Annotated in this window: 30 protein-coding genes and 1 other RNA gene; 21 read left to right on the top strand and 10 right to left on the bottom strand. The window is 63.7% G+C overall.

Translation table 11 applies throughout. The features are described from left to right. The first annotated feature begins 52 nt into the window (after nt 1–52). Entirely contained in the window at nt 53–1,129 is a 1,077-nt protein-coding gene (locus LY254_RS02480; RefSeq protein ID WP_247478683.1) for a class I fructose-bisphosphate aldolase, read from the top strand. Here the strand turns inward: LY254_RS02480 and nadA are convergent. Continuing rightward, the gene (nadA, locus tag LY254_RS02475; protein WP_247478682.1) at nt 1,126–2,094 is read right to left on the bottom strand and encodes a quinolinate synthase NadA; all 969 of its coding nucleotides are present in this window, start codon (nt 2,092–2,094) and stop codon (nt 1,126–1,128) included. The genes LY254_RS02480 and nadA overlap by 4 nt on opposite strands. Before the next feature lie 46 nt (nt 2,095–2,140). On the opposite strand from nadA, the gene LY254_RS02470 reads away from it, so the two are divergent. From LY254_RS02470 to LY254_RS02460, 3 genes are all read left to right on the top strand, one after another. Beyond that, nucleotides 2,141–2,992 (top strand): TIGR04168 family protein, encoded by an 852-nt coding sequence (locus LY254_RS02470; protein WP_247478680.1) that lies wholly within the window; start codon nt 2,141–2,143, stop codon nt 2,990–2,992. A 3-nt stretch (nt 2,993–2,995) separates the two neighbouring features. After that, entirely contained in the window at nt 2,996–4,072 is a 1,077-nt protein-coding gene (locus LY254_RS02465; protein WP_247478679.1) for a hypothetical protein, read from the top strand. A gap of 253 nt (nt 4,073–4,325) precedes the next feature. Further along, complete coding sequence (locus LY254_RS02460; protein WP_247478677.1) at nt 4,326–5,231, top strand: glycoside hydrolase family 104 protein; 906 nt, start codon at nt 4,326–4,328, stop codon at nt 5,229–5,231. 11 nt (nt 5,232–5,242) lie between these two features. Here the strand turns inward: LY254_RS02460 and LY254_RS02455 are convergent, their stop codons facing one another. After that, nucleotides 5,243–6,070: a TPM domain-containing protein gene (locus LY254_RS02455; protein ID WP_247478675.1), complete on the bottom strand. Its 828-nt coding sequence runs from the start codon at nt 6,068–6,070 to the stop codon at nt 5,243–5,245. 141 nt (nt 6,071–6,211) lie between these two features. Between LY254_RS02455 and LY254_RS02450 the strand changes: the two genes are divergently transcribed. Continuing rightward, the gene (locus tag LY254_RS02450) at nt 6,212–7,297 is read left to right on the top strand and encodes a class I SAM-dependent methyltransferase (protein ID WP_371820533.1); all 1,086 of its coding nucleotides are present in this window, start codon (nt 6,212–6,214) and stop codon (nt 7,295–7,297) included. On the opposite strand, the gene aroB is transcribed toward LY254_RS02450, so the two are convergent. Further along, nucleotides 7,294–8,412 carry a 3-dehydroquinate synthase gene (gene aroB / locus LY254_RS02445; RefSeq protein ID WP_247478672.1) on the bottom strand — a complete coding sequence of 373 codons (1,119 nt, stop codon included), beginning with the start codon at nt 8,410–8,412 and terminating at the stop codon, nt 7,294–7,296. The genes LY254_RS02450 and aroB overlap by 4 nt on opposite strands. 25 nt (nt 8,413–8,437) lie before the next feature. Then, nucleotides 8,438–10,255, bottom strand: a complete 1,818-nt coding sequence (gene recQ / locus LY254_RS02440; RefSeq protein ID WP_247478666.1) for a DNA helicase RecQ — start codon at nt 10,253–10,255, stop codon at nt 8,438–8,440. 44 nt (nt 10,256–10,299) lie between these two features. Here recQ and LY254_RS02435 point away from each other — a divergent pair, with 44 nt between their 5' ends. The 9 genes from LY254_RS02435 to LY254_RS02395 all read left to right on the top strand — a co-directional run bounded on the left by LY254_RS02435 (nt 10,300) and on the right by LY254_RS02395 (nt 15,724). Next, nucleotides 10,300–11,196 carry a carbohydrate ABC transporter permease gene (locus LY254_RS02435; protein WP_247478665.1) on the top strand — a complete coding sequence of 299 codons (897 nt, stop codon included), beginning with the start codon at nt 10,300–10,302 and terminating at the stop codon, nt 11,194–11,196. A gap of 13 nt (nt 11,197–11,209) precedes the next feature. After that, nucleotides 11,210–12,451 (top strand): 5-(carboxyamino)imidazole ribonucleotide synthase, encoded by a 1,242-nt coding sequence (locus tag LY254_RS02430; protein ID WP_371820493.1) that lies wholly within the window; start codon nt 11,210–11,212, stop codon nt 12,449–12,451. A 15-nt stretch (nt 12,452–12,466) separates the two neighbouring features. Continuing rightward, nucleotides 12,467–12,649, top strand: a non-coding RNA gene (ssrS, locus tag LY254_RS02425) — 6S RNA. 80 nt (nt 12,650–12,729) lie between these two features. After that, on the top strand, nt 12,730–13,125 hold the full coding sequence (locus LY254_RS02420) for a glycine zipper 2TM domain-containing protein (RefSeq protein WP_247478664.1): 396 nt from the start codon (nt 12,730–12,732) through the stop codon (nt 13,123–13,125). Nucleotides 13,126–13,340: 215 nt separating this feature from the next. Further along, nucleotides 13,341–14,024 carry a helix-hairpin-helix domain-containing protein gene (locus LY254_RS02415; protein WP_247478663.1) on the top strand — a complete coding sequence of 228 codons (684 nt, stop codon included), beginning with the start codon at nt 13,341–13,343 and terminating at the stop codon, nt 14,022–14,024. A 360-nt stretch (nt 14,025–14,384) separates the two neighbouring features. Further along, on the top strand, nt 14,385–14,630 hold the full coding sequence (locus tag LY254_RS02410) for a hypothetical protein (RefSeq protein ID WP_247478662.1): 246 nt from the start codon (nt 14,385–14,387) through the stop codon (nt 14,628–14,630). A 295-nt stretch (nt 14,631–14,925) separates the two neighbouring features. After that, nucleotides 14,926–15,138, top strand: coding sequence for a hypothetical protein (locus LY254_RS02405; RefSeq protein ID WP_247478661.1), 213 nt, complete (start codon nt 14,926–14,928; stop codon nt 15,136–15,138). A 21-nt stretch (nt 15,139–15,159) separates the two neighbouring features. After that, the gene (locus LY254_RS02400; protein WP_247478660.1) at nt 15,160–15,330 is read left to right on the top strand and encodes a hypothetical protein; all 171 of its coding nucleotides are present in this window, start codon (nt 15,160–15,162) and stop codon (nt 15,328–15,330) included. A gap of 145 nt (nt 15,331–15,475) precedes the next feature. Beyond that, nucleotides 15,476–15,724: a DUF1651 domain-containing protein gene (locus tag LY254_RS02395; RefSeq protein WP_247478658.1), complete on the top strand. Its 249-nt coding sequence runs from the start codon at nt 15,476–15,478 to the stop codon at nt 15,722–15,724. A gap of 1 nt (nt 15,725) precedes the next feature. Here LY254_RS02395 and LY254_RS02390 read toward each other — a convergent pair whose 3' ends face one another. Continuing rightward, nucleotides 15,726–16,004: a DUF2103 domain-containing protein gene (locus LY254_RS02390; protein ID WP_010317261.1), complete on the bottom strand. Its 279-nt coding sequence runs from the start codon at nt 16,002–16,004 to the stop codon at nt 15,726–15,728. An 80-nt stretch (nt 16,005–16,084) separates the two neighbouring features. Between LY254_RS02390 and LY254_RS02385 the strand changes: the two genes are divergently transcribed. Beyond that, a complete protein-coding gene (locus tag LY254_RS02385; RefSeq protein ID WP_010317260.1) occupies nt 16,085–16,309 on the top strand; it encodes a hypothetical protein in 225 nt (74 codons plus the stop codon). A gap of 9 nt (nt 16,310–16,318) precedes the next feature. On the opposite strand, the gene clpS is transcribed toward LY254_RS02385, so the two are convergent. Next, on the bottom strand, nt 16,319–16,630 hold the full coding sequence (gene clpS / locus LY254_RS02380; protein WP_010317258.1) for an ATP-dependent Clp protease adapter ClpS: 312 nt from the start codon (nt 16,628–16,630) through the stop codon (nt 16,319–16,321). Nucleotides 16,631–16,707: 77 nt separating this feature from the next. Between clpS and petN the strand changes: the two genes are divergently transcribed. The 4 genes from petN to LY254_RS02360 are packed head-to-tail and all read left to right on the top strand — an operon-like array spanning nt 16,708 to nt 19,459. Beyond that, on the top strand, nt 16,708–16,809 hold the full coding sequence (gene petN, locus LY254_RS02375; RefSeq protein WP_010317256.1) for a cytochrome b6-f complex subunit PetN: 102 nt from the start codon (nt 16,708–16,710) through the stop codon (nt 16,807–16,809). A 24-nt stretch (nt 16,810–16,833) separates the two neighbouring features. Beyond that, a complete protein-coding gene (locus LY254_RS02370) occupies nt 16,834–16,992 on the top strand; it encodes a hypothetical protein (protein ID WP_010317254.1) in 159 nt (52 codons plus the stop codon). Between the two features lie 56 nt (nt 16,993–17,048). After that, nucleotides 17,049–18,221 (top strand): 7,8-didemethyl-8-hydroxy-5-deazariboflavin synthase subunit CofH, encoded by a 1,173-nt coding sequence (gene cofH / locus LY254_RS02365; protein ID WP_247478656.1) that lies wholly within the window; start codon nt 17,049–17,051, stop codon nt 18,219–18,221. Next, nucleotides 18,221–19,459 carry a hypothetical protein gene (locus LY254_RS02360; RefSeq protein ID WP_247478654.1) on the top strand — a complete coding sequence of 413 codons (1,239 nt, stop codon included), beginning with the start codon at nt 18,221–18,223 and terminating at the stop codon, nt 19,457–19,459. The genes cofH and LY254_RS02360 overlap by 1 nt, the downstream gene beginning before the upstream one ends. Here LY254_RS02360 and psb29 read toward each other — a convergent pair. Further along, entirely contained in the window at nt 19,456–20,136 is a 681-nt protein-coding gene (gene psb29 / locus LY254_RS02355; protein ID WP_247478653.1) for a photosystem II biogenesis protein Psp29, read from the bottom strand. The two genes, LY254_RS02360 and psb29, sit on opposite strands and share 4 nt — an antisense overlap. A gap of 102 nt (nt 20,137–20,238) precedes the next feature. Between psb29 and clpP the strand changes: the two genes are divergently transcribed. Together clpP and LY254_RS02345 are read left to right on the top strand one after the other, a co-directional pair. Then, the gene (gene clpP / locus LY254_RS02350) at nt 20,239–20,829 is read left to right on the top strand and encodes an ATP-dependent Clp endopeptidase proteolytic subunit ClpP (RefSeq protein ID WP_010317246.1); all 591 of its coding nucleotides are present in this window, start codon (nt 20,239–20,241) and stop codon (nt 20,827–20,829) included. Nucleotides 20,830–20,844: 15 nt separating this feature from the next. Then, nucleotides 20,845–21,036 (top strand): DUF2256 domain-containing protein, encoded by a 192-nt coding sequence (locus tag LY254_RS02345; RefSeq protein WP_247478651.1) that lies wholly within the window; start codon nt 20,845–20,847, stop codon nt 21,034–21,036. Nucleotides 21,037–21,061: 25 nt separating this feature from the next. Here the strand turns inward: LY254_RS02345 and ftsH are convergent, their stop codons facing one another. The 3 genes from ftsH to LY254_RS02330 all read right to left on the bottom strand — a co-directional run bounded on the left by ftsH (nt 21,062) and on the right by LY254_RS02330 (nt 24,698). Beyond that, nucleotides 21,062–22,999, bottom strand: a complete 1,938-nt coding sequence (gene ftsH / locus LY254_RS02340; protein ID WP_247478649.1) for an ATP-dependent zinc metalloprotease FtsH — start codon at nt 22,997–22,999, stop codon at nt 21,062–21,064. A 111-nt stretch (nt 23,000–23,110) separates the two neighbouring features. Beyond that, a complete protein-coding gene (locus LY254_RS02335) occupies nt 23,111–23,314 on the bottom strand; it encodes a DUF1830 domain-containing protein (RefSeq protein ID WP_247479707.1) in 204 nt (67 codons plus the stop codon). Nucleotides 23,315–23,468: 154 nt separating this feature from the next. Then, the gene (locus LY254_RS02330; RefSeq protein ID WP_247478647.1) at nt 23,469–24,698 is read right to left on the bottom strand and encodes an ABC transporter permease; all 1,230 of its coding nucleotides are present in this window, start codon (nt 24,696–24,698) and stop codon (nt 23,469–23,471) included. Nucleotides 24,699–24,710 lie beyond the last annotated feature (12 nt).

The following is a 24,710-nucleotide window of genomic DNA, read 5'->3' as shown; positions in this document are numbered from 1 at the left end:
TCCCAGCACCGCGTTTTCTCGCTAGTCAGGGGGGACCCCCTGCTGCCCTGGCATGGCCCTGCAAGCGTTTCGTGATGAGCTGGCCAGCACTGCTGCGGCCCTGGCAGCCCCGGGAACAGGACTCTTGGCGGCGGATGAATCCACCGGAACCATCGGCAAGCGTTTTGATGCGATCGGACTGGAGAACAGCGAGGAGAACCGGCGCGCCTACCGCAGTCTTCTGGCCACCACCGAGGGCCTCAGCGAGCACATCTCTGGCGTGATTCTGTTCGAAGAAACCCTCTTCCAAGACAGCACGACTGAGGCCGGTGGGGGACCGATTGTCGAGTTGTTCAAGGCCCAGGGCATCGTTCCCGGGATCAAGGTCGATCAGGGGGTGGAGCCCTTGGCCGGCGGCTTAGAGGGCGAATCCTGGTGCACCGGCCTAAAGGGCTTGGCGGAGCGTGCAGCGCGCTACTACGAACGCGGTGCACGCTTTGCCAAGTGGCGGGCGGTGCTGCAGATCAGCTCCCATGGCTCGCCGTCAGAGCTCTCCGTCAAAGAGAACGCCTGGGGACTGGCCCGCTATGCCCGCACCGTTCAGGAGCAGGGCCTCGTGCCGATCGTGGAGCCGGAGATCCTGATGGACGGTGAGCACGACATCACCACGACCGCCGCCGTCCAGGAATGGGTGTTGCGCACCACCTACGAAGCCCTGGCGGTCAATGGGGTCTTTCTTGAGGGCAGCTTGCTTAAGCCGTCGATGACCTGCGCAGGGGCGGCCTGCCCCCAGCAACCCACGGCCGAAGAGGTGGGTGAATTCACGGCCCGCACCTTGCTGCGCACGGTTCCCTCGGCCGTACCCGCGATCCTGTTCCTCAGCGGGGGCCTCAGCGAAGAGGACGCGAGCCTCTGTCTCAACGCCGTGAACCAGGCGGCCTCTGGAGCCCCTTGGCACCTGGGATTCTCCTATGGCCGGGCCCTCCAGCATTCCTGCATCAAGCACTGGGCAGGATCGGATCTCAAGGCGGGGCAAGCCGCCCTGATGGCCAGGGCCCGTGCCAACGGCGCCGCCAGCCTGGGGAGCTACGTCGCTGGATCCGAACCCTCGGATGACAGCAGCCTCTTTGTGGCGAACTACAGCTATTAGCGGCTCATCTCGAGCATTTTTTGAATCGGTGCGAGGGCCCGCAGGCGCATCGCTTCATCCATCTCGATGCGCGGCTCCATCGACTCCAGGCATTGCCAGAGCTTCTCAAGCGTGTTCAGACGCATGTAGGGGCAGGCGTTGCAGCTGCACCCATCGGCGCCGGGGACCTCAAAGAACGCCTTGCCTGGAACGGCCTTGCGCATTTGATGCAGGATTCCTGGTTCCGTCAGGACGATGAACTCCTGGGCTGCACTGGCTTCGGAACGCCGTAGCAGGGCACTGGTGGAGCCGATGAAGTCGGCGTGGTCCAGGAGGTGCTGCTGGCACTCCGGATGGGCCAGCACCTCTGCCTTGGGGTGATCCAGTTTCAGTTGCAGCAGGCCCTGCTCGCTGAAGGTTTCGTGAACGATGCAGCTGCCGGGCCAGAGGGTGAGTTCCCGGCCGCTCTGGCTCTGGACCCAGCGCCCCAGGTTTTGGTCCGGCGCAAACAGGATCGGTTGATCAGCGGGGAGCTGATTCACCAGATCGACGGCATTGCTGCTGGTGCAGATCAGGTCGCTCTGGGCTTTGACCGCGGCCGAACAGTTGATGTAGCTGACCACCAGGTGGTCGGGATGCTCGGCCCGAAACTGGGCAAAGCCATCGGCTGGGCAGGCATCCGCCAGGGTGCAGCCCGCCTCCAGATCCGGCAGCAGCACGGTCTTCTGGGGGCTGAGGATCTTGGCGACTTCGGCCATGAAGTGCACCCCGCAGAAGACGATCACCTCGGCGTCGGTGGCCGCTGCCTTGCGGGAGAGCTCAAGCGAATCGCCAATGAAGTCGGCGATGTCCTGAATCTCTGGCTCTTGGTAGAAGTGGGCCAGGATCACGGCATTGCGTTGCCGTTTCAAGGCGGCAATGGCCTCCGGTAGATCCCGGTGAGCAGGGCAACCGGAGGCGGTGTTCTGGGCTGCCGCGAAAACCAAGGATCTGGCCCTAAGTGGTGCAGGATGGCGGAAGCCTAGGCACCGCTTGGCCCCCCTCCGCATTGCCATCGCCGGAGATTTGCATGGCCAATGGGACGGCCTGGATGAGGAGGTTCTGTCCCAGGTCAAACCGGACGCCCTGCTGGTCGTGGGTGACCTCAGCGACGGCCAGCAGGCCATCCCCAAGCGTCTCTCGCGCCTGGCCTTGCCCTTGGCCTGCATCCTTGGCAACCACGACACCGGCCGCGATGCCAGTGGCCGCACCCTTCAGGCGCAGTTGACGCTTCTGGGGGATCTGCACTGCGGCTGGGGCCTGCGGGAGTTGCAGCCCCCGGGGCTGGCTGTCGTGGGAGCCCGTCCGGCCAGTGCCGGAGGGGGGCATTACCTCAACCGCGCCGCCGAGGCGGTCTTTGGTCCGGTGGGCGTCGAGGAGTCTGCCGAGCGCATCACTGCAGCGGCATTGCGGGCTGATCCCTCGATCCCTCTGGTGGTTTTGGCCCATTCCGGTCCGACGGGTCTGGGTAGCGAGGCCTCCGATCCCTGCGGCCGCGATTGGAAGGCCCCGGCCTGTGATTGGGGCGATCAGGATTTAGCCCTGGCGATCGATTGCATTCGCCGCAGTCGTCCTCTGCCGTTGGTGGTGTTTGGCCACATGCATCACCGGCTGAAACGCGGTCAGGGGGAGCGTCAGAGCTTCTGCCGGGATCGATCCGGGACGGCCTATCTCAATACCGCGTTTGTCCCCCGCCACAGCGAGGACGCCCAGGGTCGTGCTCTGCGGCATTTCAGTTGGGTGGAGTTCCAGGGCGGCGTGCTGCAGGAGGTTTCCCATCGCTGGTTCAGCCATGCCGGTGCCCTGCTCTACCGCCAGACGCTCTATCGCGCGGAGGACGTTTAGACGGTGCTGATTTACGTCTGTATTAGCGGCCATGGCTTTGGCCATGGCTCCCGCGTCGCCTCTGTCTTGAGCGCCCTGCACCGGTTGCAGCCGTCCTGGCGGATCGTGCTCTCGACGCCCCTGCCGGCTCGATTTCTCGACTTGGCCTTTGAGGAGATTCCCTTTGAGCACCGCCCCCTGCGCTGGGATGTCGGAGTGATCCAGGCCGATGCCCTGGGGGCTGATCCAGACGCGACCTTGGCGGCACTGGAGGCCCTGGACGAGCGCTTGCCCCAACAGATTCAGCAGGAGCTGGCCTGGCTGAGTGAGCAGCCTGAACCGGTTGTGGTGCTGGCGGATGTCCCCCCCGATGCGGCCCGTTTGGCGAGGGCCCTCGCCGCCCCGTTGATCTGGATGGGCAATTTCGGCTGGGATGCCATCTACCGGCCCATGGGTGGTTCCTTTACGGCCCTGGCAGAGCGGGCCCTGGGGCTCTACCGCCAGGGAACGGCTTTGATTCGCTGCCCCCTGGCCATGGAGATGGACTGGGGGCTTCCCTCCCATGACGTCGGTCTCACCGCCGGTCGTCCGCGCCTGGATTCAGCAGCGGTGCGCGATCGACTGAATCTGCGCGCAGCCCCAGATCGGACCGTGCTGATGGGATTCGGTGGATTGGGCCTCCAGCTCAACCCTGGGCTGTTTGCCCGTTGGCCAGACCACCACTTTCTAGTGAGTGATCCCGGGCTGCACTGCGAGGCCAAGAACGTCAGCGTTCTCCCGCAGGACCTCCGCCCCCTGGAGGTGATGCCCCTCTGCTCGCGTGTGATCACGAAGCCCGGCTACAGCACCTTTTGTGAGGCAATGGCCCTGGGGCTTGGCATTCACCTGGTCCATCGCGAGGGCTTTGCGGAGGCCCAGGTCCTGGAAGAGGCCCTGCAACGGCATGCTCCCCATCGCCTGTTGAGCCGGGCGCAGTTGGAGAAAGGGGAGTGGCAGCTCGACCAGCCGTTGATCCCGGCCAGCGGATCCGGCTTGCCTCCCGATGGGGCCGATCAGGCAGCTCGGTTCCTGATCGCCTTGGCTTCGGACTTGAGGTGCTGATCTGCTGAAACTTTCAGCCTTTTGTTCTTTTTGTCACCACAAACTGTGACTAAGAGTGATGCGAACACGGTCGCGCAGTTGTTGATGCTGGTGGACGGTTATTGCACTGGTATGAATGACTTGCCTGTTTGACGGTTTGATAGGCAAACTCTCTTCATCCAATTAATTAGTTGCCATACCTCGGCAGGAAATAGCTTTCCTGCCCCACGTAGACAGCTTTTTGATTCGGTGCGCAGGTCGTGCACCCTCCAGGGTGTCCCTTTTCCGTGCGCTGCTCTTTGCCTTTGTTGGTTTGACCACTCAGATCCCCTCGAAGTCGATTGCTCCTTCGAGCTCTGTCTGTTCAACCCTCGCCCTTCCTCTCTTCTCCCTGGCCGGCGTTGCCCTGGCTCTGGCTCCGCTGCCTGCCCTTGCCGATGCCGGCAAGCTCAAGCCCCAGGTCAGCGAGTCCAGTGACGTCAGCCTGTTGCCGGCCCTCCCTCCGGTGCCTCGGGCTCCTGCCATGCCCCGCTCAAGGCTGGCCATGCTGGATGGCAATGACGGCACGATCAGCCCCGGCGGTCCCTTCCGTTACGTCATCACGCCCGAGCGCCGTGCCCTGCTGAACACGATCCGGTTCGCTGAGGGCACCTGGGCCCGTGGTGAAGATCTCGGTTACCGCGTGATGTTTGGTGGCGGTCTGATGGGCGGACTGGAGCGCCATCCCAACCGCGTGATCTATTCCGGTCGCTACGCCAGCGCCGCTGCGGGTGCCTACCAGTTCATGCCCTTCACCTGGACGATGGCCAGTCAGAAGCTTGGTCTGGCCGGCTTTGGTCCCCACGTGCAGGATCAGGCGGCCCTGTTCTTGATCCAGCGCCGCGGAGCCCTGGCCTTAGCCGATCGTGGCGAGTTCACCCCCCAGTTGGCGGCGAAGTTGGCGCCGGAATGGGCCTCGTTTCCGACCCTGGCCGGATACAGCTATTACGGCCAACCGGTGAAGCGCTACACCGCCCTCAAGGCCTTTTACGAGCAGAGCCTTGCTCAGCTGAAAACCCTGGCAGAACCTGCTCAGGAGCCTGTGGTTGAGCTCCCCACCTGTGAGCCTGTGCAGTCCCTGCGATGCCGTCTTCAGGCCCTCGATCGCATCGGCCCCAAGCCCAAGAGCCTGGGGATCTAAGCCAGGGCTCCTCAGCCCTGGTCGCCTTCCTTCAGCCTGGTCTTGCCGATGGTGTTCTGCGCGATCAGGTAAGCCACCGCAATCGCCCCGACAAAGCCCAAGGCGTTGCGCACCAGTGGAAGCAGATCAGAGGTGCGGGTGATGATCGGTGCGACGCCGAACACCCCGAACAGGATCACCCAGAGGGGGGAGAGCAACAGCACCCAGGCCCATTCCACGCTGTGCTCCGGTTTGCGGGGGTAGGCCGCGAAACCAACGATCAAGCCCCCAAGGATCGAGGTGGCCAGCGTCAGCAGCCATTGCTCCTGCGGCAGGCCGGGCACCACCTGGCAGCCGCCAATTTCAAGGCAGCCCTTCACCGTGTGGAGTGAATCGAGGATCGCCGCATCCTGGCCGTGGTCGCGGACGTAGTACTGGTTGCCAAAGCGGGTTTGCAGCTCCACCCAGTAGGTGCGGGGCATCAGGGCAAACAGCGCATCACCCACGTTGAAGTTGAGCAGGTTGCCGCCGCGCTCATCAGCAATCAGCAGCAGGGAGCGCTCATCGAGGCCCCAGAAATCCTTGACCGCCAGGCCTGGGGTGCGGTCGTATTGCGTCAGGACCCGCAGCTTCCAGCCGCTGACGGCTTCGAAATCGTCGATTTCGGCTTCGAGTGCCGCCCGCTGGTTGTCGGTGAGGATCTTGGCCAGGTCGATCACCGGTGTGGGGTGATCGGGCAGCAGGTCCGGATTGTCGTAGGCCCAGGCTGGAGCGGCCCCCCAGCCCAGCAGCAGCACCAGGCCGAGGGCCAGGCCCACCAGCCAACCGCGAAGGGCTTGGGCTGCACGCGGCTCGAACATGGCACCTGCTTCAGTGGCGAGCATTCTCCCTGAGTCCTCCTCAGCGCCGTGAGTTCTGCACCTTCCTCTCTGCATTCAGCTCCGGTCTGGCTGGCAGAGCGACTGGCGGCAGCCGGGGGCTGGGTTCCGTTCAGGACCTACATGGACTGGGCTCTCCATGACCCCGTCCATGGCGCCTACGGGGCTGGGCGGCTGCGCGTTGGCCCAGCAGGGGATTTCGCCACCTCCCCGTCCCTTGGTCCTGATTTTGCAGAGCTGCTCCTGCCGCAGTTGTTGCAGTGGTTCCAGCAGCAGCCGGCTGAAGCCCCCTTAGCCCTGATCGAGACCGGGCCTGGGGAAGGCCACTTGGCCCTTCAGCTCGCGCAGGGGATTGCCCGGGAGGCGCCGGAGCTGGTGGTCCGATTGGAGTTGGTCCTGGTGGAGCCGAACCCCGGGATGGCAGAGCGTCAACGGGGCCTGTTGGCCGATGCACCGCTGCGATGCCGCTGGCAGTCCTTTGACGAGCTCCAAGCCAGCCCCCGCTCTGGCGTGATGCTTGCCCATGAGGTGCTGGATGCCCTGGCGGTGGAGCGGATCATCTGGCACAACGATCGCTGGTGCCTGCAGGGGGTGGCGCTGGAGACGGGCGCCGATGGTGCTGCTGTCCTGCGGCTTGCGGCTGGGCCTGTACTCGAGGAAGCACTGCGTCATGAGCTGGAGGCCCTGACCCCTGGGCCCCAGCGTCCGGACGGTTGGTGCACGGAGTTGCATGTCGGTTTGCGCCCCTGGCTTGAGCAGGCCGCCCAGTCCCTCAGCCGCGGTCAGTTGCTCGTGATCGACTACGCCCATGAGGCCTGGCGTTATTACGCAGCGCAGCGCAGCCGGGGCACATTGATGGCCTACCGCAACCAGCAGGCCAGTGATGACCCGCTGCTGGAGCCGGGCCAGTGGGACCTCACGGCCCACCTTTGCTTGGAGACCTTGGAGCGCTCAGCGTTGGCGGCCGGTTGGACCCCCCTCGGTCAACGCCGTCAGGGCGAAGCCCTGTTGGCGCTGGGCTTGGCCCAGCGCCTGCATGCGCTGCAGCAGGGCGCACCATCGGAGTTGGCTGAACTGCTCAGTCGGCGTGAAGCACTGCTGCGTTTCGTGGATCCTGCGGCCTTGGGCGACTTCCGCTGGATGGCCTTTGCGCGTTCGCCAGGCTCAAGCCAGCAGCCGTACTTTCTGCAGGACCCGCCCTTGAGTTAGCGGCAGCGCTTCAGGGCCGCGAGCACCTGCTCGGGGCTCACGTCATCACGAATCTCCACGTGGCCCAGGCCCGTCGGCAGGACAAAGCGCACGCGGCCCTCGCGCACTTTTTTGTCCCCTTGGAGGCACTGCAGGACCGCTTCGGCATCAAGCTCGGGCCAGACCATGGGCAGACCCGCCGCTTTGATCACGGCTCGCTGACGGCGCTGATCCTCCTCGCTCCAGAGCCCCAATTCCAGGCTGAGTTCCCCGGCGGCGACCATCCCGATCCCGACGGCCTCGCCATGGAGATAGGTGCCATAGCCGCAGAGGGCCTCGACCACATGGCCAAGGGTGTGGCCGTAGTTGAGGATCGCCCGCAGGCCGCCTTCGCGCTCATCGGCGGCCACCACCTTGGCTTTGGCGGCAGCGGAGCGCTCGAGCACGCTCTGCAGCAACGCGCTTGGAAGGGTGTCCATCGAGGCCAGGCGTTCCCCGGCTGCCTCCAGTTCGTTGAACAGGTCGGGGTCGCCGATGACGCCGTACTTGATCACTTCCGCCATGCCGGCGCGGAACTCACGCTCCGGCAGGGTGGCCAGGGTGTCGGGATCGATCAGCACCAAGCGCGGTTGGTGGAAAGCGCCGATCAGGTTCTTACCGCCGGGATGGTTGACCCCGGTTTTTCCGCCGATGGAGGCATCCACCATGGCCAGCAGGGTGGTGGGCACCTGCACGACCGCGATTCCCCTCAGCCAACTGGCCGCCGCAAAGCCGGCCATATCCCCCACCACACCACCGCCGAGGGCCACGATCAGTGAGCCGCGCTCGAGCTTGCGGGCAAAGGCGGCGTCGTGGATCAGCCCCACGGTGGCTGGCGTTTTTTGGTCTTCCCCGGCTTCGATCACCAGCTGGCTGGCGTTGAACCCGGCGGCCTCCAGGCTGGCCAGGGCTTGCGCCCCGTAGTGCTGATGGACCACGGGGTTGGTCACGATCAGCACCTTGGTGCCCGCCTTGATGCCTTGGCCCAGGATCTGTTCACCGAGGGCCGAGAGCGCTCCCCGGCCGATGACCACGGGATAGGGATTGGCGCTCAGCGCCACCTCGATGGTGCGGATCGCGGCGGCCGTGGCGCTCATGGAACAACGCTGCTGTCGCTTGAGGCTATCGGTCGCCTGCTGCCGTGAGCACCTCCAGCAGGGCCGTGCCATAGCGCTCACGCTTGGCGTTGCCGATGCCGCTGACGCCGGCGAGTTCGCTGAGGGAGGCGGGCCGCTGCGCCGCCAGCTCCACCAGGGTGCGGTCGTGGAACACCACATAGGGAGGTACGCCTTGCTCACGCGCCTGCTCGCGTCGCCAGCTCTTCAGGGCCGCCAGCAGCGGGTCATCCGCTGCCACTGCCGCATCGCTCGGGATGCTGCGGCGCCGTTGCTCCTTCGCTGGCGGCGGCAGGACCAGCTCCAGCTCCTGCTCGCCCCTGAGCAGTGGCTGCACCAGCTCGGGCGGACCGAAACACAGCCCCCCCTTGGCGTCCTCCGGGGAATGGAGGGCCCCAAGACTCACCAGCTGCCGCAGCAGGGCCCGCCACTGGCCCCGGTCCAGCTCCTTGCCGATCCCGTAAACGCTCAACTGGTCGTGCCCGAGCGAGCGGATGCGCTCGGTGTTGCCGCCCAGCAACACGTCCACGACATGGCCCGCGCCAAAGCGCTGCCCTGTTCGATAGACCGCTGAGAGCGCCTTCTGCGCCACGACGCGGCAGTCGCTGCGCTGCTGGGGCTCCAGGCAGCCATCACAGTTGTTGCAGGGCTCGAGAAGCTCTTCACCGAAATGGCGCAGCAGCACCTGACGCCGGCAGCCGCTGGCTTCGCTGTAGGCGATGAGGGCATCGAGCTTGCCGCGCTCGATGCGTTTCTGCTCCTCACTGGCGCCGGAGTCGTCGATGAAGCGGCGCAGCTGCGGGATGTCGCCTCCGCCGTGGGCCATCCAGGCCACCGCCGCTAGGCCATCGCGACCGGCCCGGCCGGTTTCTTGGTAGTAGGCCTCGAGACTTTTGGGCAGGTCCACGTGGGCCACAAAGCGCACGTCGGGTTTATCGATTCCCATGCCGAAGGCGATCGTGGCCACGACGACCACACCACTGCCGAGGCGGAAACGCTGCAAGGCCTCGCGCCGTGCCTCGGCATCCATGCCGGCGTGGTAGCCGATGGCATCAAATCCAGCGGCCTTGAGTTCTGCGGCGATGCGGTCCACCCGGCTGCGGGAGCGGGCGTAGACAATCCCCGATTCGCCGCGGTGCTCCGCCAGGAACTGCAGCAACTGCGCGTTACCGCTCTGTTTGTGGCGCAGGAGGTAGCGAATGTTGGGGCGATCGAAGCTGGCCAGAAACACCTCGCCCTCCTGCAGCTGCAGGCGCTCGCGGATGTCGAGCTGGGTGCGCGGGTCGGCGGTCGCGGTCAGGGCCAGCCGCGGCACCTGGGGAAAGCGCTGCGCGAGCTGATCGAGTTGGCGGTACTCGGGCCGGAAGTCATGCCCCCACTGCGAGACGCAATGGGCCTCATCGATGGCAAAGAGGGCCAGCGGCATGGACCCCAGTCGCTCCAGCAGATCACCGCTGAGCAGCCGCTCCGGTGAGACATAGAGCAGATCCAGTTGGCCGTCGCTGAGCTGACGCCAGACCCGTTGGCTCTCGCCGGCCTCGAGGCCGGAGTGCAGGGCGGCGGCTGCAATCCCGAGCTGCTGCAGCGCCTCCACCTGGTCCTGCATCAGGGCGATCAGTGGCGAGATCACCACCGCCTGCCCAGGGCTGCAGAGCGCGGGGACCTGATAACAGAGGGATTTGCCACCGCCGGTGGGCATCAGCACCAGACCCGATCCGCCGCCGATCACGTGGCGGACGATTGCTTCCTGTGGGCCGCGGAAGCTGGCGTAGCCAAACACCCGTTGCAGCACCTCCAGCGGATCGCGGCTGCTTGGACTGGGCATGGGGCGCCTGGCTGATCGGAAAAGATCCACCACAATGGCGCGATATGGCTGAGCGTTCCCTCCGCACCGGTGCCTCCTCCTCAACCGCCTGGGCTTTCCTGGCCCCGGCGTTGCTGCTGATCTCCCTGTCGGTGCTGATCCCAGCGGTGATGGCCCTGGTGATGAGCTTCACCCAGACCGGTCTCGACGTCAGTGAACCGCTGCGTTTTGTCGGGCTGGCCAACGTGCGCCGCCTGCTGGCGGACCCGATGTTCTTCAAGGTCCTGGGGACCACCCTGGCCTATTTGTTTGGTGTGGTCCCGCCGGTGGTGCTCGGCGCCCTTGCCCTGGCGGTGCTGGTGAACCGTCAGCTCCCAGGCATCCATTGGTTTCGCGCGGCCTTCTATACCCCGGTTCTGGTCTCGATCGTGGTGGCGGCCATCGCTTTCCGCTGGCTCTACGCCGAGAACGGTCTGATCAATGGCTGGCTCGGCAGCCTCCTCGGTCCTGGCTTTGAGCCAATTGGTTTCCTGACCAACCCACTCCTGGCGCTTCCAGCGGTGATGCTCGTGACCCTCTGGAAGGGCCTGGGCTACTACATGGTGATTTTTCTGGCTGGTCTCCAGGGGATCCCGGCTGACCTCTACGAAGCGGCGGAACTCGACGGCAGTGAGGGTTGGCGCAAGCACCTCGACATCACCCTGCCCCTGCTGCGTCCCTACGTCACCTTGGTGGCGGTGATCTCAGCGATTGCGGCCACCAAGGTCTTCGAGGAGGTCTATTTGATGACCCAGGGGGGACCTGCCAACAGCACGAAGACCCTGGTCTATTACGTCTACGACCAGGCCTTTGCGGAGCTCGAGATCAGCTATGCCTGCACGGTCGGCCTGGCCCTGTTCGTCATTGTCCTGTTGCTCTCGCTTGTTCGCTTTGCCTTCGCCGGCGACCGCGGCTTGACCTGACCATGCGACATTGATGGATTGGAGCTCCAGGCGCATGGGCCCTGCGATTGGCATCGTCGGCGGCGGCCAGTTGGCCTGGATGCTCGCCGAGGCTGCCCAGCGCCAGCAGATTCCGCTGCAGGTCCAAACCCCCTCAAGTGAGGACCCTGCGGTCTCGCTGGCCGCAGGGGTGGTCCAGGCTCCCGTGCGCGATGTCGCGGCTACGGCGGAGCTGGCGACGCGTTGCTCCGCCATCAGCTTTGAGAACGAGTGGATTGATCTGGAGGGTCTGGCGCCCTTGGCGGCCCAGGGTGTCCAGTTCGTTCCCAGCCTGCAGGCGCTCCAGCCCCTGGTCTGCAAGCGCAACCAGCGGGAGCTGCTGCAGCGTTTAAACCTCCCGTCCCCGCGCTGGTTCCCCCTGACGGCGGCCATCCCGCCGAAGGCGAATGCAGCCTCAGCAGGACGTCCCGCTCCTGCGGCGGTTTGTCCGGAGGGTTTCAGCTTTCCGCTGATGGCCAAGGCCGCCACAGGCGGCTACGACGGCAAAGGCACGGCGGTTCTTCAGGGTCTTGATGACCTGGCGGCCTTGATCGCTCGCGTTGATCCGGCCAATTGGATCGTCGAGGAGTTCGTCGCTTTTGAGCAGGAATTGGCCCTGGTTGCAGCCCGCGATCGCTTTGGTGAGGTGGTCTGTCTGCCGTTGGTGCAAACGCACCAGCATCAGCAGGTCTGCGATTGGGTCCTGGCCCCGGTGGAAGCCAGCCATGCCCTGCAGCAGGCCGCCCGCAACATCGCCGCATCGCTGCTCACGTCCCTGGACTACGTAGGGGTGTTGTCGCTGGAGTTTTTCTATGGGCGCAGCGGCTTACTGATCAACGAGTTGGCTCCCCGCACCCATAACTCCGGTCATTACTCGATCGAGGCCAGCAGTTCCAGTCAGTTCGATCTGCAACTCCTGAGTGTCAGCGGCGAGCGTCTTGAGGAACCGTCCCTTCTGGTGCCAGGCGCCTTGATGGTGAATCTGCTGGGGTTTGAGCAGCGCTCCGCTGAGGACCCAGCTGCGGACTACAGCGAGCAGCGTCAGGCCCTAAGCGCCCTTCCGGAGGCCCATCTCCATTGGTATGGCAAACGGGGCTCCTCCCTTGGCCGGAAGTTGGGACATCTGACGGTCTTGCTGCGCTCCAGCGAACCGGAGCAGCGCCGCGAGGAAGCGATGCAACGCCTGCAGCAGGTCCGTGAGATTTGGCCACTGCCCGGCGATCCAGGCGCTGCTTGATGGGCCTAGGATTTCAGAGGACTGCTGTGTTGGTCACTGCCTTTTACAGTTTTCTGATCTGACTCCCTTTTCGACTTGGGGCGTCTGTCGCGACAGTGCCGTAGACCGGCCTCGTAGCCGGAAACGAATCTGCGCTTTGACTCCCCTTCTGGTTTATCCAGGTCGGAATCTGGGGCAGAACGGCACAGCGGTTCACCCCATTGCAGCGCAGTTGACGTCGCCTCTGGTCAGATCCAGATCTCACGTGATCATGGGCTCCCTTGCTGTCTGCGGACCCCATGAAGTCCCTGTCTGTTCTGGCCGGGCTCACGCTTGCGTTCAGCACGGTCCAGGTGAGCCCCGCCTGGGCTCAGCAGGATTCCCAGCCTGGTTACTCCAAGACCAGCACGTGCTTCAAGGACGAATACCGAGAGGAGTACGTCCCCGGAACGAAGGAGAAACCGGGCTACGTCAAGAAGTGGAGCGAAAAGGTCGAGATCCCCTGCACGACGCCTCCAAAGCCGACGGCCTCAGAGAAGGTCGACGACAACAGCTGCATCGAAGGCTCCGTCATCGGTGGCCTTCTTGGCGCGGGTGCTGGAGCTGCTCTCTCCCGCGGCAACGGACGATGGATCGGCGTTCCAGTGGGTGCAGCAGCAGGCGCCTTGGTGGGTTGCCAGGTCGATGGCGGCTGATGCCCTTGCGCTCAAATGAGGTGTGAGAGAGGCAGTGAGCGTGACCCCACCCACCCCATCAAGCAACCACGCAAGACAGGGTCTCCCCCTCACCAACCGACAATAGGCACGACCAGTCCGTCAAGGCTTCAGGAGGGCAGCGACCACCCCTGGCTTTTTCTTCAGTTGCTCACGTCGATACAGCCGTGAGGGGGAAGTGTCTCTAGCTTCCGCAGATGATCTGGCAGCGGCTTCGCTCCTTTTTTTCCTCCTCTCGGCCTTCAGCGGCCACCGCTGCGGAGCCTGCTGCCCAGCCGCCGCCGGCTGAGGTCAGCCCAGCTTCTGAACTTCAAACCATCGCCTTCTGGCGCTATCACGCCAGGCTGAGCTTTCACACCCCGTTGGCTTATCTGAAGCGGGATGGCCAGCAGCGTACGCAAAATCCTCCTGATCTTCAGCCGATTCAGCGCACTGGAAAAGGATGTGGCGAGTGGATTCCTTATCGCCCTGACGGTTTTGTGGCCTTGGCTGAACTCAGCCAAGTTCAGATTGACTCATGGATGGCGGACTCGGGTGTTGAGCGTGAGCAAAAGCTCAGGCTGCTCATTCGATTTCGCGAGATTTTTGAGAGCAAGGTGCTCCATGTCGATCAGAAGTTGATGCAGATCTATGCCCTGGTCGATCAGGAGGCGTTTCGATCGGTGGCCTCCAGCCTCAAGGGTGAGAGCTTTCCCGATGAAGTCTTCATTGCGGAACTCACTACCCTGCGCGGGATCGGCCTTCAAAAGGCACAACTGCTCTGGAATGCCGGCCTGAGGACTCCGGCCATGGTTCAGGCGGCTGATGACGCCGAGCTGCAGTCGATTCGTGGGATCGGTCCAAAGCTCATCGCTCAAATTCGCTCCCAGGAGGTGGCCTGAGGCGTCGCACGGATCTGCGGATCAGGTCTGCTCCCTCGCTTCCAGGGCCGAACAATCGCTGCTCGTAGTTCCTTGGAGGGCTGTCGGGTGGGCATTCGTCTTTGTTCGATGAAGACACCGTCATTCATCGCCACTCGCAGGCTGATCATCGCCAGCAAACCCAGGGGCTTCACGCAGGACTGATGCTCTCGTTGTGTTGTCCCGCGGGATAGCTCGAGCTGGTGTGTCGATCGCTACGCAGTTATCAATAAGAACGGTGTCTTTGTGCGATTGGTCACTGATTGAGGTTGCCTCGCACCTGCAGTTTCAAAACTGGGTTGAACAGAAACCATCGTGCCCACCTCATTTGGCAATCCATGTTTGCTTCGCTTTTCTGATCCCAAAGCGGATTACCGCGGCATCTGGGTTTTTTATGACGCCAATGACCTCGGTGCCTATTCCGCCTGCCACGAACTGCTGGCTCACGGTGAGCCCATGCGCGTGGTTGAACAACGGGAACTCCAGAGTCTGCTTGAAGCCCGTCGCTTTAGTCAGCATTTGATCCTGCATGGATGGTCACCGCAGGTGATTCACTCGGAGCTGGGCTACCGGCTCATTGGTTTTTAACGCTCTACCGCTAGCTGGCGAGTGGGTGAGTTGTTCTGCACCAGCCCGGAGCATGCGTGCAGCGGGCACCCTTGGCACTTCGCTTGCGGTTGGTCGGTTTCTTCAATTCGCTGATCGGAGCTTGATCAGTCGATTTGTTGCTGTCGTTGTGTTGATCTGGGGCCATTGATGCCTCCCAGCGACAGCCGAAGCCTGCCAGCTCTTTCCGATTCGACAAGAGCAGCGTTTCTGCTCACTGACGCCGGCGTTTGCTGTTTCCAGACTTGAGTGCATCCGATGTTGGCGTGACCACGTGATGTCCAGGTTGCTGGTTGCTGTTGGCTTCAGTCTTGGCTTGTTTCTGGCCCCAGCGTTCGCGCAAAGCAGTTCTACGCCGTCCGCAGGGAGCCAAGAGCAGCTCAGTGATTGGCAGCGCCGTGAGCTGGCCCGCCAGCAACGCAAACGTGAGCAGGCCAGGCGCTGCATCAGCGATTGGCGCTTGGGCCTCTGCAGCCGCTCGTACCGTTAAGACCACCTCGAAGCGTGCGGTGTGGGCGAGATCAATGCTCTTTCCGTCGCCCTCATTGCCCTTGGGCTGAGCGCGACCTGGGTTGTTCTCTTCTACGGATTCACCCGCTCGACCCGCTACGAAATCCAACGCACCCAGATGCAGCGCGTGCGCCGGCAGGTGATGAGGGTTCTTGCTGAGCGTTGCGACTAGGGCCTGTTGACAGCACAACTGAAGCCGGCTAGTACAGGTGTACTCGCATCGGGCTGATGGCTCCTGTTGCTTCCCCGTACGCCACCTTTCGCGCCTCGGATTGGGTCTGGCCCGCTGCGTCCGCTGCTTCTGCCGCCTCACCCCCATGTCAGGACACGGTTGGCTCCAGGATCCCGCCACGCTCGCGACCAAGCGCTTCCATCGCGACGAAAAAAGTTGGGCGCAAGACCCGATGGTCTTCGTCGATTCAGGGCGACCTTTTCCAGCACAACCTCCTCTGCTCCAGTCCCGTGACCACCTCCATCGAGACCAGGCAGTTGAGCTTTGGCGGGCTCTTCTGAGCCGTGGCTGGACCCCGGTGGCGCCCCAGTGGGGTCAGGACGTCGAGGTCTAGATCAGCGCGCCAGCGCGCTCTGGATTCGCTGCTCCAGTTCCATGGCGCTCAGCCCCGTCACCACAAACACTTCCTGGGCGCTGCTTCCGCGCCGTGCAACTACCTTCCAGCCACCGCGAATGGGAATGGAGACCTTCAGGCGCAGTTCTGGCGCCCGGCCCTTGACCCTTGAAATGACCGCGGGGGTGATCGTGTCGATCTCGGGCTCCCGGACCAGCCGTTTCAGGCAGGGAATCAGGCCCTCGAGGTAGGTGCTGTGGGTGATGACCAGCCGTCCCATGGCGGGCACCTTAGAAACGAGTGCCCTGGTGGCGGGATTGCCTGACCGCTGCTAGAGATGCTGTCCCCTCCTTTTGCCGGATGGCAGGCCAGCACGCTCCAGAGCTGCGCGAGCAGCTGCGGCAACGGCTCAGTGACGAGCTTGGTGGTGCCGCCCAGTTGGTCAGCCTTGAGCGCAGTGGCGACCAGAGCGTCAAGGGTGTGGCGGTCTGCTCAGGTCGCATCCTCAGCTTCGTTTTGGATGCCGAACAGGAGCGTCTGCGCACGCTGCCGATGTTCGAGCTGCTGCAACGGCGCTTCGCTTAACCGAGATCCTTAGCCCCGCTCCACGGGTGCCATGGTTAGGCCCTCTCCGGCCAAGAGTTGGTGGTAGAGCTCAGCCTGCTCGAGCGGACCGCTCCAAACCACCGCTGAGCCCTGCGAGTCAATCTGATGGGCCAGCTCCCAGGCGCGATCGCTGACCATGGCTGGGATGTGTTTCACCAGCACCTCAACCACGTGTTGGAACGTGTTGTGGTCATCGTCGAGAACGATCACCCGACCCGTGGGATAAGGAGCCCTGACCCGCTGCCGCTCCATGACGGCCTGTCCGCCTGGGGAGGAACTGATGGAGCGGATGGGTTGCATCTCGAAACAGCCAGCAGATCTGATCTCAGTTTGGGTCACAGCCCTGGTTACACTCGTCCAAACGCTTTCTGCGCACCATGCTGATCACTGTGGGTTGGGCCGCTCTTGCCGCCGTCTTCACCTTCTCGATCGCCATGGTCGTCTGGGGTCGCAACGGCGACGGCACCCTGAATTTCTGAGCCTGAGCGCCGGGTTACTCATCCGTGATTGAGTCGCTCAACATCAACAGTGTTCTCGCGGTGACCACCGCGGCACTGTTGGTGTTTGTCAGCGGTGGAGTTCTCTATCTCTCCACCATTGAGTGGCGCGACAGGCGTCGCCGCCAGCAACCGGTTCAGCCCTCAGCTCGCGCCCGCAAGTGACGCTCGAGCCGGGGGTTTTTGAACCTTGGGCCTGGGACCGTTCCGTCGAGCTGTTGGTGACAGCTCCAGATCGTTCCGCTTCTCTTCATCCAGAACCCTGGACTCTGCAGTCGCAGCAGCAGCTCCAGGACGCACTGGCGCAAAACCCTGCCAGCCCTGCTTCGATTGCTGCTGCCGAGGCACTACTGAGCTGTGGCGACTCCGTCAGCCTTCAGCAGCAGGCCGATGCCCTGCGGCAAGAGCTGGTTGGAGAGACGGTCACCTACGTGGTGAACCGGAATCTCAACTTCACCAACCACTGCGTTCAACACTGCAGCTTTTGCGCCTTTCGCCGTGATGCCGGCGCTCCAGGCGCCTACTGGCATGACCTGGAGCTGCTTCGCAGCAAGGCCGCTGAGGCCGCAGCCCTTGGAGCGACAGAGCTCTGCATCCAGGGGGGATTGAATCCAGCGGCCCGCACCAACGGTTCGGCACTCCGCTACTACGTCGATTTACTGGAGGCTCTGCGGGATGCGGCCCCTGGACTGCACCTGCATGCCTTCTCCCCACAGGAGCTGCTGTTCATTGCTGAGCAGGACGGGAGCGCTTTGCAGGCTGTGCTCGAGCAACTGCGATCAGCCGGCCTGGCTTCGATCCCCGGTACCGCTGCTGAGGTCTTGAGCGATGGGGTTCGCGCCCAGCTTTGTCCAGAGAAGATCAGCGCTCGGCAGTGGTGCGCGGTGATCCTTCAGTGCCATCGCCTTGGCCTCGCCAGCACGGCCACGCTGATGGCCGGTCACATTGAAAATGCCCGCGATCGTGCCCTTCATCTCTTGACCCTGGTGGCCCTGCAGCAGGAGGCGCTTCGGGCCGGACAGGCTGGCTTTTCTGAGTTCGTTCTGCTTCCGTTCATTGGAGCTCAAGCTCCGGCAGCCTTGCGTCATCGCGTGGGACGAGATCAACCCGATCGCCTGGAGATGTTGCTTCTCACCGCAAAGGCGCGCCTGCTGCTCGGGCCATGGTTCCGAAACCATCAGCCCAGCTGGGTGAAGCTCACCCTCGCTGGTGCCACGGAGGCCCTGCGCTGGGGCTGCAATGACCTCGGTGGCACGCTGATGGAGGAGAGCATCACAAGCATGGCGGGCGCCCAGGGGGGCACCTGCCAATCGGTTCAGGCTCTTCGCTCGTCGGCGCTGACATTGGGCCGGCCCGTGCGGGAGCGCACGACTCTCTATGGAGCGGTCAGCTGATGAAGGGCCTGCGCAACAGCTTGGCAGTGACGGCCTTGCTGGTGCTGCTACCAGCCCTGGCTCTATGGCTCTTTCCTCGCGGCTCAGCCCGCGGTCTCGATCGGCTCCTTCTGGAGGCCTCGCTGTTTCAGACCCACCGTTCCCGTCCAGCCGACCCGCCACCGGCCCTGTGGACCCAGCGCCTTGGTCCCCAGGCGGCCCCGCTTTGGTCGGCTCGACCTCAGCTCTGGTGGCAATTCTGGGGAACCCACAGCTCAGCCGGTGCGGTCCTTGTGCTTGAGGTCCCCTCCAAGACACCCCTGCCTCAGAACGCGCTCCGCTTTGAGCAGCTGACCCTGGTGGCCCCTAACCCCCTGGTGCGCAACGAACTTCAGGCGCAATTGCGCCTCGATCGACCGTCCCTGCGCGGCCTTGAGCGGCGTTGCGCTCAGCAGCTGCAACGGGGTGATGCGGTCTATTGGAGTGCTGCTGGCCTCTCATCGCTCCTGGGTCCCCTGGCACCCCTGGCCAGCAGCCTGCAGCAGGGCTGCCTGGCCCTCAGCAGTGAGGGCAACAGGCTGCTCTGGAGCGGTGAGGCCGATGCAGCCCGCGGCAGCCTGGCGGCGGGCCCCCGCCCGGTTCCCAGAGCTCAGACGCGCGCGCTGGCGCCTCCCACGCTGCTGGCTCTGCAGGGCCCGAAGCTGGAGCTCCTGCTGCGCGGGCTGTTGAGTAGTGGCGCCTTGAAGCAGGCGCTCGCCGAGCGCTACGGCCTCAAGGCCGATGCCCTCAAGCGCTTGTCACAAAGCCCCTTTGTTCTGCGTCTCTCGGCCGTTGAACGGGGTCCGTTCCTGGCGGGCCTTCAGCTGCAGCTGCGGCTGCGGGACGGTCGTTCCTTCTGGACGGCGCGGCTGGCGGCCGTGGAGCAAGCCCTGAAGGATCAAGGTCTGGCTCCGAGCCCTGGTGACGCTGGTCAACGGCTCTGGAGTCGCGATGGCGTGGCCCAAGGCGGCTGGCGCTGGCTTTCGAAGCAGCAGCTGCTGCTTTTCCTTGGCCCACCTCCTGCCGCCGTTGCGGCTGAGGTCGCTGAACGACCCGCAAGCTGGTCCCTGCAACTCAGGCCTAGCCAGTTGCAGGCCAAGGGGCTGCTTCCCTCACTGCTGCCTCTGGTGGTCCGGCGCGCCGGTCAGCTGGAGATCACGGGTGAACACCCCAGAGGAGTTGACGGGCAAACGGCCCTGAGCGGCGAACTCAAGCTTTAGTGATTGGCCTCGTGCTCGGCTGCGGCACGCTCGCGGCGACGGCGCTCGGCGGCCAGGGTCTCTTCCATCAGTTCCACCGCTTGGGTCATCTTCTCGATGTTCCCGGCATAGAGGCTGAGGTCCTTGTCGACGCGGGCTTTGATCAGGCCCATGGCCTCACCGATCTCGTGGGCAGCGCTGCGTAGGGCCTGAGGATCCATCGCTTCGGCGCCCTGGGCCCGTTGAAGCAGGCTCAGGAGTCCGACGGCGACCAGTCGGGAGTAGTGGAAGTCTTCGCGCTGCACGCCGTGCAGCAGTCCGGCGATTGGCGCAGGTGCGCCTTCGCCGCGGTTGCTCAACCAGCCCTTGACCTCATCGAGGCTGTGGTGGCCCACCTGGGTAGCGGCGTCGGATGCCATTTGACGGAAGGCCCCCCCATCGAAGCCGTTGGCGCTGCAGAGGGCCTGGAACAGGGGCTCCCGCTGCGCCTCGGGCTTGTAACCGTTGGAGAAGCTGTCAAACACTTGGGTCAGACCAACGGCAAAGAGGCCATCGGCTTGGAACCCCTTCTGATGGCTCAGCAGGTGCAGTTCCACCAGGAGTTCGTCCACCAGGCGGCGATAGAGCGGCGCGATGACGTAGGGGAACGCCTGGTGAAAGGCCCGCTTGCTATCGGCAACGGTCAGGCTCGCACCCACGCTCAAACATCCATCAAGTTCAGGCGACCCTAGCTCGCTGAGAACGCTGAACAGGGCTGAACCTCAGTAGGATCCGCCCATCTGCAGAGGCCGCCCGTGACCATGATCCCGATCGTGATCGAAGAGTCGGGCCGTGGTGAGCGCGCTTTTGATATCTACTCCCGCCTTTTGCGGGAGCGCATCGTCTTCCTGGGCGAACCGGTGACCTCAGAGTCCGCCAATCGGATCGTTGCCCAACTGCTCTTCTTGGAAGCCGAGGATCCCGAGAAGGACATCTTCCTCTACATCAATTCCCCGGGCGGCTCCGTCTACGACGGCCTGGGCATCTTCGACACGATGCAGCACATCAAGCCTGATGTGCAGACCGTCTGCGTTGGTCTGGCTGCCTCGATGGGCGCCTTCCTGCTCTGCGCCGGTGCCAAGGGCAAGCGCAGCAGCCTGACCCACTCGCGGATCATGATCCACCAGCCCCTGGGCGGGGCCCAGGGCCAGGCCAGCGACATTCGCATTCAGGCCGACGAAATCCTGTATCTCAAGAAGAAGCTCAACCAGGAGCTCTCCGATCGCACCGGTCAGCCCCTGAACCGCATCGAGGACGACACCGATCGCGACTTCTTCATGTCTCCCGCCGAAGCAGTCGAGTACGGCCTGATCGACAAGGTGATCGACAAGCGCCCCGTGCGCCCTGTCTGATCGAGCGAAGGCTCCATGGCCCGCGGGCGCGGTCAACGCAGCGGAGCGGTGGGCGGCCGGGGGCGCCCACCAAGTGAACGTCCCAGCAAAATCTGCCCTGTCTGCCAGCGCCCTTTCCAATGGCGCAAAAAATGGGCATCGGTTTGGGAGCAGGTGATTTATTGCTCCGACCGCTGCCGTCTAGACAGCAAAAAGCCCGCGGGTTGACCGCGGGCTTTGTTGTTCTTCAGCTTCAGGCCGAGGCAGCTTCGGTGCTGCTCAGCAGAGGAGAGAAGCGCTCCTTCTCGGGGACGGTGGTGAATTCGCTGACGATGGCGCGGAACTCATCGCCATCGAGGCTCTCCTTCTCAATCAGGAGCTCTACAACACGGTCCATGCAGGCTCGGTGTTCGGACACGAGCTTGACGGTTTCCTCGTAGCAGCTCTGAACGATCTTGCGCACGGATGCATCGACGCGAGCTGCGGTGGCGTCGGAGCCATCGCTGCGGGTCATCAGATCGCGGCCCAGGAAAACCTCCTGGTTCCCGGCCTCGAGCGAGCACTGACCCAGGTCACTCATGCCGAAACGGGTCACCATCTGGCGGGCGATGGAGGCGACCTGCTGAATGTCGCCGCCGGCACCGGTGGTGACTTCGGCATAGCCAAAGACCACATCCTCTGCAGCCCGGCCGCCGAGGGCACCCATGATTCGCGCCCGAAGCTGAGCACGGCTCACGAGCATCTGCTCTTCATCGGGGGAGAACCAGGTCAGGCCCTGGGCCTGTCCGCGGGGGATCAAGGTGACCTTCTGGACGGGGTCATGGGCCTTGACCAGGGTGCCCACCAGGGCATGGCCCACTTCGTGGTAGGCGATCAGTCGCTTGCTGCGGCCATCGGTGAGGGGCTTGCCCTCCATGCCGGCGATGATGCGGTCCACCGCATCATCGATCTCGGCCAGGCCAGTGGCTTCCTTTCGGCGACGGGCCGTGAGGATGGCAGCCTCGTTGAGGAGGTTGGCGAGGTCAGCGCCAGAGAAACCGGGAGTCCGGCGAGCAATGGCCTCGAGGCTGACGTCATCGGCCAGCTTCTTGTCACGGCAGTGCACGTTCAGCACCGCCAGACGACCCTTGATGTCGGGAACGTCGACTTGAACCTGGCGGTCGAAACGGCCCGGACGCAGCAGGGCGGAGTCGAGAACGTCAGCGCGGTTGGTGGCCGCAATGATGATGATCCCGCTATTGCCCTCGAAGCCGTCCATCTCAGTGAGCAGCTGGTTGAGGGTCTGCTCCCGTTCGTCATTGCCGCCGCCAACACCGGCGCCCCGCTGACGGCCGACGGCATCGATCTCGTCGATGAAGATCAGACAGGGGCTGTTTTCCTTGGCCCGCTTGAACAGGTCGCGCACGCGGCTGGCGCCAACGCCCACGAACATCTCCACAAATTCCGAGCCGGAGAGGGAGAAGAAGGGCACGCCGGCCTCACCAGCGATGGCCTTGGCAAGCAGAGTTTTACCCGTACCAGGAGGGCCCACCAGGAGGACACCCTTGGGGATCTTTGCGCCGACAGAGGTGAAGCGCTCTGGAGTCTTCAGGAAGGTGACGACCTCCTGCAGGTCCTGCTTGGCTTCTTCAACGCCGGCGACGTCGTCAAACATCACACCGGTTTGAGCCTCCATGGCGAACCGGGCCTTGGTCTTGCCGAACTGCATGGCCTGACCGGGGCCACCGGGCATGCCGCCACCGCCACGGCGAGAGAGCAGCACCAGGCCACCGATCAGCAGCAGGGGGAAGAGCAGGTTGCCCAGCAGGCCGAGCGCTGGAGGCGCGGTGCGGGGGGGATGGATGTCAAAGCTGATGCCCTGCTCTTTGAGGTTGTTGACCAACTCAGGGGCAAGACCAGGGAGGTCAACGCGCAGGCGCTGCACGCGGTTGTCCAGGTCGGGATCAACGGCTTCAACAACGGCGGTGCGGCCACCGTCAAAGATGTCAACCGCGGTGACGCGTCCGGCATCGACGTAATCGATGAAGCGGCCGTAGCTCATCCGAGCGACAGCGGCATTCCGCGGTGCCACGGTTGTTCCCGAGGACCGGCTGACTCCACCGAAGCCGCCGCCCAGGACTTGCCAGCCGAGGAGGACAGCGACGCTGATGGGCAGAACCCAAAGAGCAATCGTGCGCCAGCGTTGATTCATGGCCGCCTGAGGTGCAGATCTGAATGTTTAACAAGTGTAAAGCGAGCGCGGCCTGTTCTGGGCAGATCTCAGGCGCGGCAGCGCTTTTTCCCTCTCATTCGTGGCTGATCATTAGGCCGATTGCGGCCAATCGAGTTCAGACACGCTGGTGAGCTCCTCCGCCAGGAACCGTTCCAGCAGTTCTGGTCCCCCTAAGGAATGGCTCCAAATCTCGACTTCAGAGGCCGGTGGTGCCTCAAATCCCAGGATCTCAACGGGGAAGACCACCCGCTCCAGGAAGAATTGATCGGGTCCAATGCAGCGCAGGATCACCATCCGATCGCTGCGGTTTTGGTACCCACACTGGAGCTGGTTCAAGACCAATTGGAATCAGAACTGTCATTGACGCCTGTTTCATCGGCCTGATTTGTCGTCGATGAGACCGGCCCTCAAGGTCGCAGGCTTCTTCCGATTTCCTTCAGGTTTGTCCCTAGAGACTGCGTAGGGCGGTGATTGGATCCAGTCGAGCCGCACGCCTGGCCGGCAGCACACCAAAGACCAACCCAATGCTGCCGGAGAGTCCCATCGTCACCAACACACTGCTGCTCCCAATGGCAGCGGGAAGGGGTGTGACGGCCGCCACGATTGCAATGGCGGAGAGGCCGAGGCTGCTTCCAATCAATCCACCCAAGGTGGAGAGCACTAAGGCCTCAACGAGGAACTGACTCAGGACATCACTGCTGCGAGCACCGATGGCCTTGCGCAGTCCGATTTCTGAGGTCCGCTCACTGACCGAGACCAACATGATGTTCATGATCCCGATGCCGCCCACCAACAGCGAGATCGCACCGATGGCGGCGAGCATCAAGGTGAGTCCGCCGGTGATGGTGCCCACAATCGAGAGGGCATCTTTTTGCGAGCGGACAGCGAAGTCGTCCTCCCGCAGGATGTTGTGCCGCTGGCGCAGCAGATTGGTGATCTGGAATTTCGCCGCACCGGTGCTGGCCTCATCCACGGCCTCCACGCTGATGAAGTTCAGGCTCACCCCGTAGGTGGGATCCCGGCCTGAGAGCTTGCTGACCATCGTCGTCAGGGGGATGTAGGCGGCCTCGTCTTGGTTTTGGCCAAAGACAGCACCTTTCGGCGCCATCACCCCAATCACTTCAAAGCCCTGATTGCGAATGCGGACGCGCTGTCCGATCGCGGAGCCAGAGGGCAAGAGTTTTTGCTTGAGGTCAGGTCCAATGACCACGACATTGCGGGCCCCTTCCATGTCCCTCTGGTCGATGAAGCGGCCCCGGGCCACTTCAAAGCGCCGCACCGTTAAAAACTCTGGGCTGATGCCTGAAACGGTGGCGCTGGCACTTTTTGCACCCGCCTGCAGTACGGCGCTGAGGGTGATCTGCGGCACCACCCTGCGAACACTCGGGACCTGCTCGGCGATGGCTTCGGCATCTTCCAAAACCAAGGTCTTGGGAAAATCAATTCCGCGGCGACGGCTGTCGTTGTTGCCCGGGACGACAAAGAGGACGTTGGCCCCCAGCGTGTTGAGCTGACCCTCGGCGAGGTTCTGGGCACCACGGCCGACACCGACCAGGGTGATGACTGAGGCATTCCCAATCACGATGCCCAGCATCGTGAGCAGAGAGCGCAGACGATTGGCCCTCAGGGTGGCCAGGGCCATCCCGACGGTCTCGCGCATAGGGAGCTTGGCGGGCATTGCCGGGATGGC

It is taken from the genome of Synechococcus sp. NB0720_010, from assembly GCF_023078835.1.
Lineage (GTDB): Bacteria > Cyanobacteriota > Cyanobacteriia > PCC-6307 > Cyanobiaceae > Vulcanococcus.
This window is presented reverse-complemented; position numbering and strand designations above follow the sequence as displayed.

Excerpts from the sequence above, each read along its gene's own strand:
- LY254_RS02415 (WP_247478663.1), top strand. The coding sequence starts at position 13,341 with ATGATCTGGCAGCGGCTTCGCTCCTTTTTTTCCTCCTCTCGGCCTTCA.
- LY254_RS02345 (WP_247478651.1), top strand. The coding sequence starts at position 20,845 with ATGGCCCGCGGGCGCGGTCAACGCAGCGGAGCGGTGGGCGGCCGGGGG.
- LY254_RS02330 (WP_247478647.1), bottom strand. The coding sequence starts at position 24,698 with ATGCCCGCCAAGCTCCCTATGCGCGAGACCGTCGGGATGGCCCTGGCC.
- clpP (WP_010317246.1), top strand. The coding sequence starts at position 20,239 with ATGATCCCGATCGTGATCGAAGAGTCGGGCCGTGGTGAGCGCGCTTTT.
- LY254_RS02385 (WP_010317260.1), top strand. The coding sequence starts at position 16,085 with ATGGCAGGCCAGCACGCTCCAGAGCTGCGCGAGCAGCTGCGGCAACGG.
- LY254_RS02455 (WP_247478675.1), bottom strand. The coding sequence starts at position 6,070 with ATGTTCGAGCCGCGTGCAGCCCAAGCCCTTCGCGGTTGGCTGGTGGGC.
- LY254_RS02450 (WP_371820533.1), top strand. The coding sequence starts at position 6,212 with ATGGACTGGGCTCTCCATGACCCCGTCCATGGCGCCTACGGGGCTGGG.
- LY254_RS02335 (WP_247479707.1), bottom strand. The coding sequence starts at position 23,314 with ATGGTGATCCTGCGCTGCATTGGACCCGATCAATTCTTCCTGGAGCGG.
- LY254_RS02360 (WP_247478654.1), top strand. The coding sequence starts at position 18,221 with ATGAAGGGCCTGCGCAACAGCTTGGCAGTGACGGCCTTGCTGGTGCTG.
- recQ (WP_247478666.1), bottom strand. The coding sequence starts at position 10,255 with ATGCCCAGTCCAAGCAGCCGCGATCCGCTGGAGGTGCTGCAACGGGTG.
- LY254_RS02390 (WP_010317261.1), bottom strand. The coding sequence starts at position 16,004 with ATGGGACGGCTGGTCATCACCCACAGCACCTACCTCGAGGGCCTGATT.
- LY254_RS02420 (WP_247478664.1), top strand. The coding sequence starts at position 12,730 with ATGAAGTCCCTGTCTGTTCTGGCCGGGCTCACGCTTGCGTTCAGCACG.
- aroB (WP_247478672.1), bottom strand. The coding sequence starts at position 8,412 with ATGAGCGCCACGGCCGCCGCGATCCGCACCATCGAGGTGGCGCTGAGC.
- ftsH (WP_247478649.1), bottom strand. The coding sequence starts at position 22,999 with ATGAATCAACGCTGGCGCACGATTGCTCTTTGGGTTCTGCCCATCAGC.
- LY254_RS02480 (WP_247478683.1), top strand. The coding sequence starts at position 53 with ATGGCCCTGCAAGCGTTTCGTGATGAGCTGGCCAGCACTGCTGCGGCC.
- LY254_RS02395 (WP_247478658.1), top strand. The coding sequence starts at position 15,476 with ATGTCAGGACACGGTTGGCTCCAGGATCCCGCCACGCTCGCGACCAAG.
- petN (WP_010317256.1), top strand. The coding sequence starts at position 16,708 with ATGCTGATCACTGTGGGTTGGGCCGCTCTTGCCGCCGTCTTCACCTTC.
- clpS (WP_010317258.1), bottom strand. The coding sequence starts at position 16,630 with ATGCAACCCATCCGCTCCATCAGTTCCTCCCCAGGCGGACAGGCCGTC.
- LY254_RS02435 (WP_247478665.1), top strand. The coding sequence starts at position 10,300 with ATGGCTGAGCGTTCCCTCCGCACCGGTGCCTCCTCCTCAACCGCCTGG.
- LY254_RS02430 (WP_371820493.1), top strand. The coding sequence starts at position 11,210 with ATGGATTGGAGCTCCAGGCGCATGGGCCCTGCGATTGGCATCGTCGGC.
- LY254_RS02405 (WP_247478661.1), top strand. The coding sequence starts at position 14,926 with ATGTCCAGGTTGCTGGTTGCTGTTGGCTTCAGTCTTGGCTTGTTTCTG.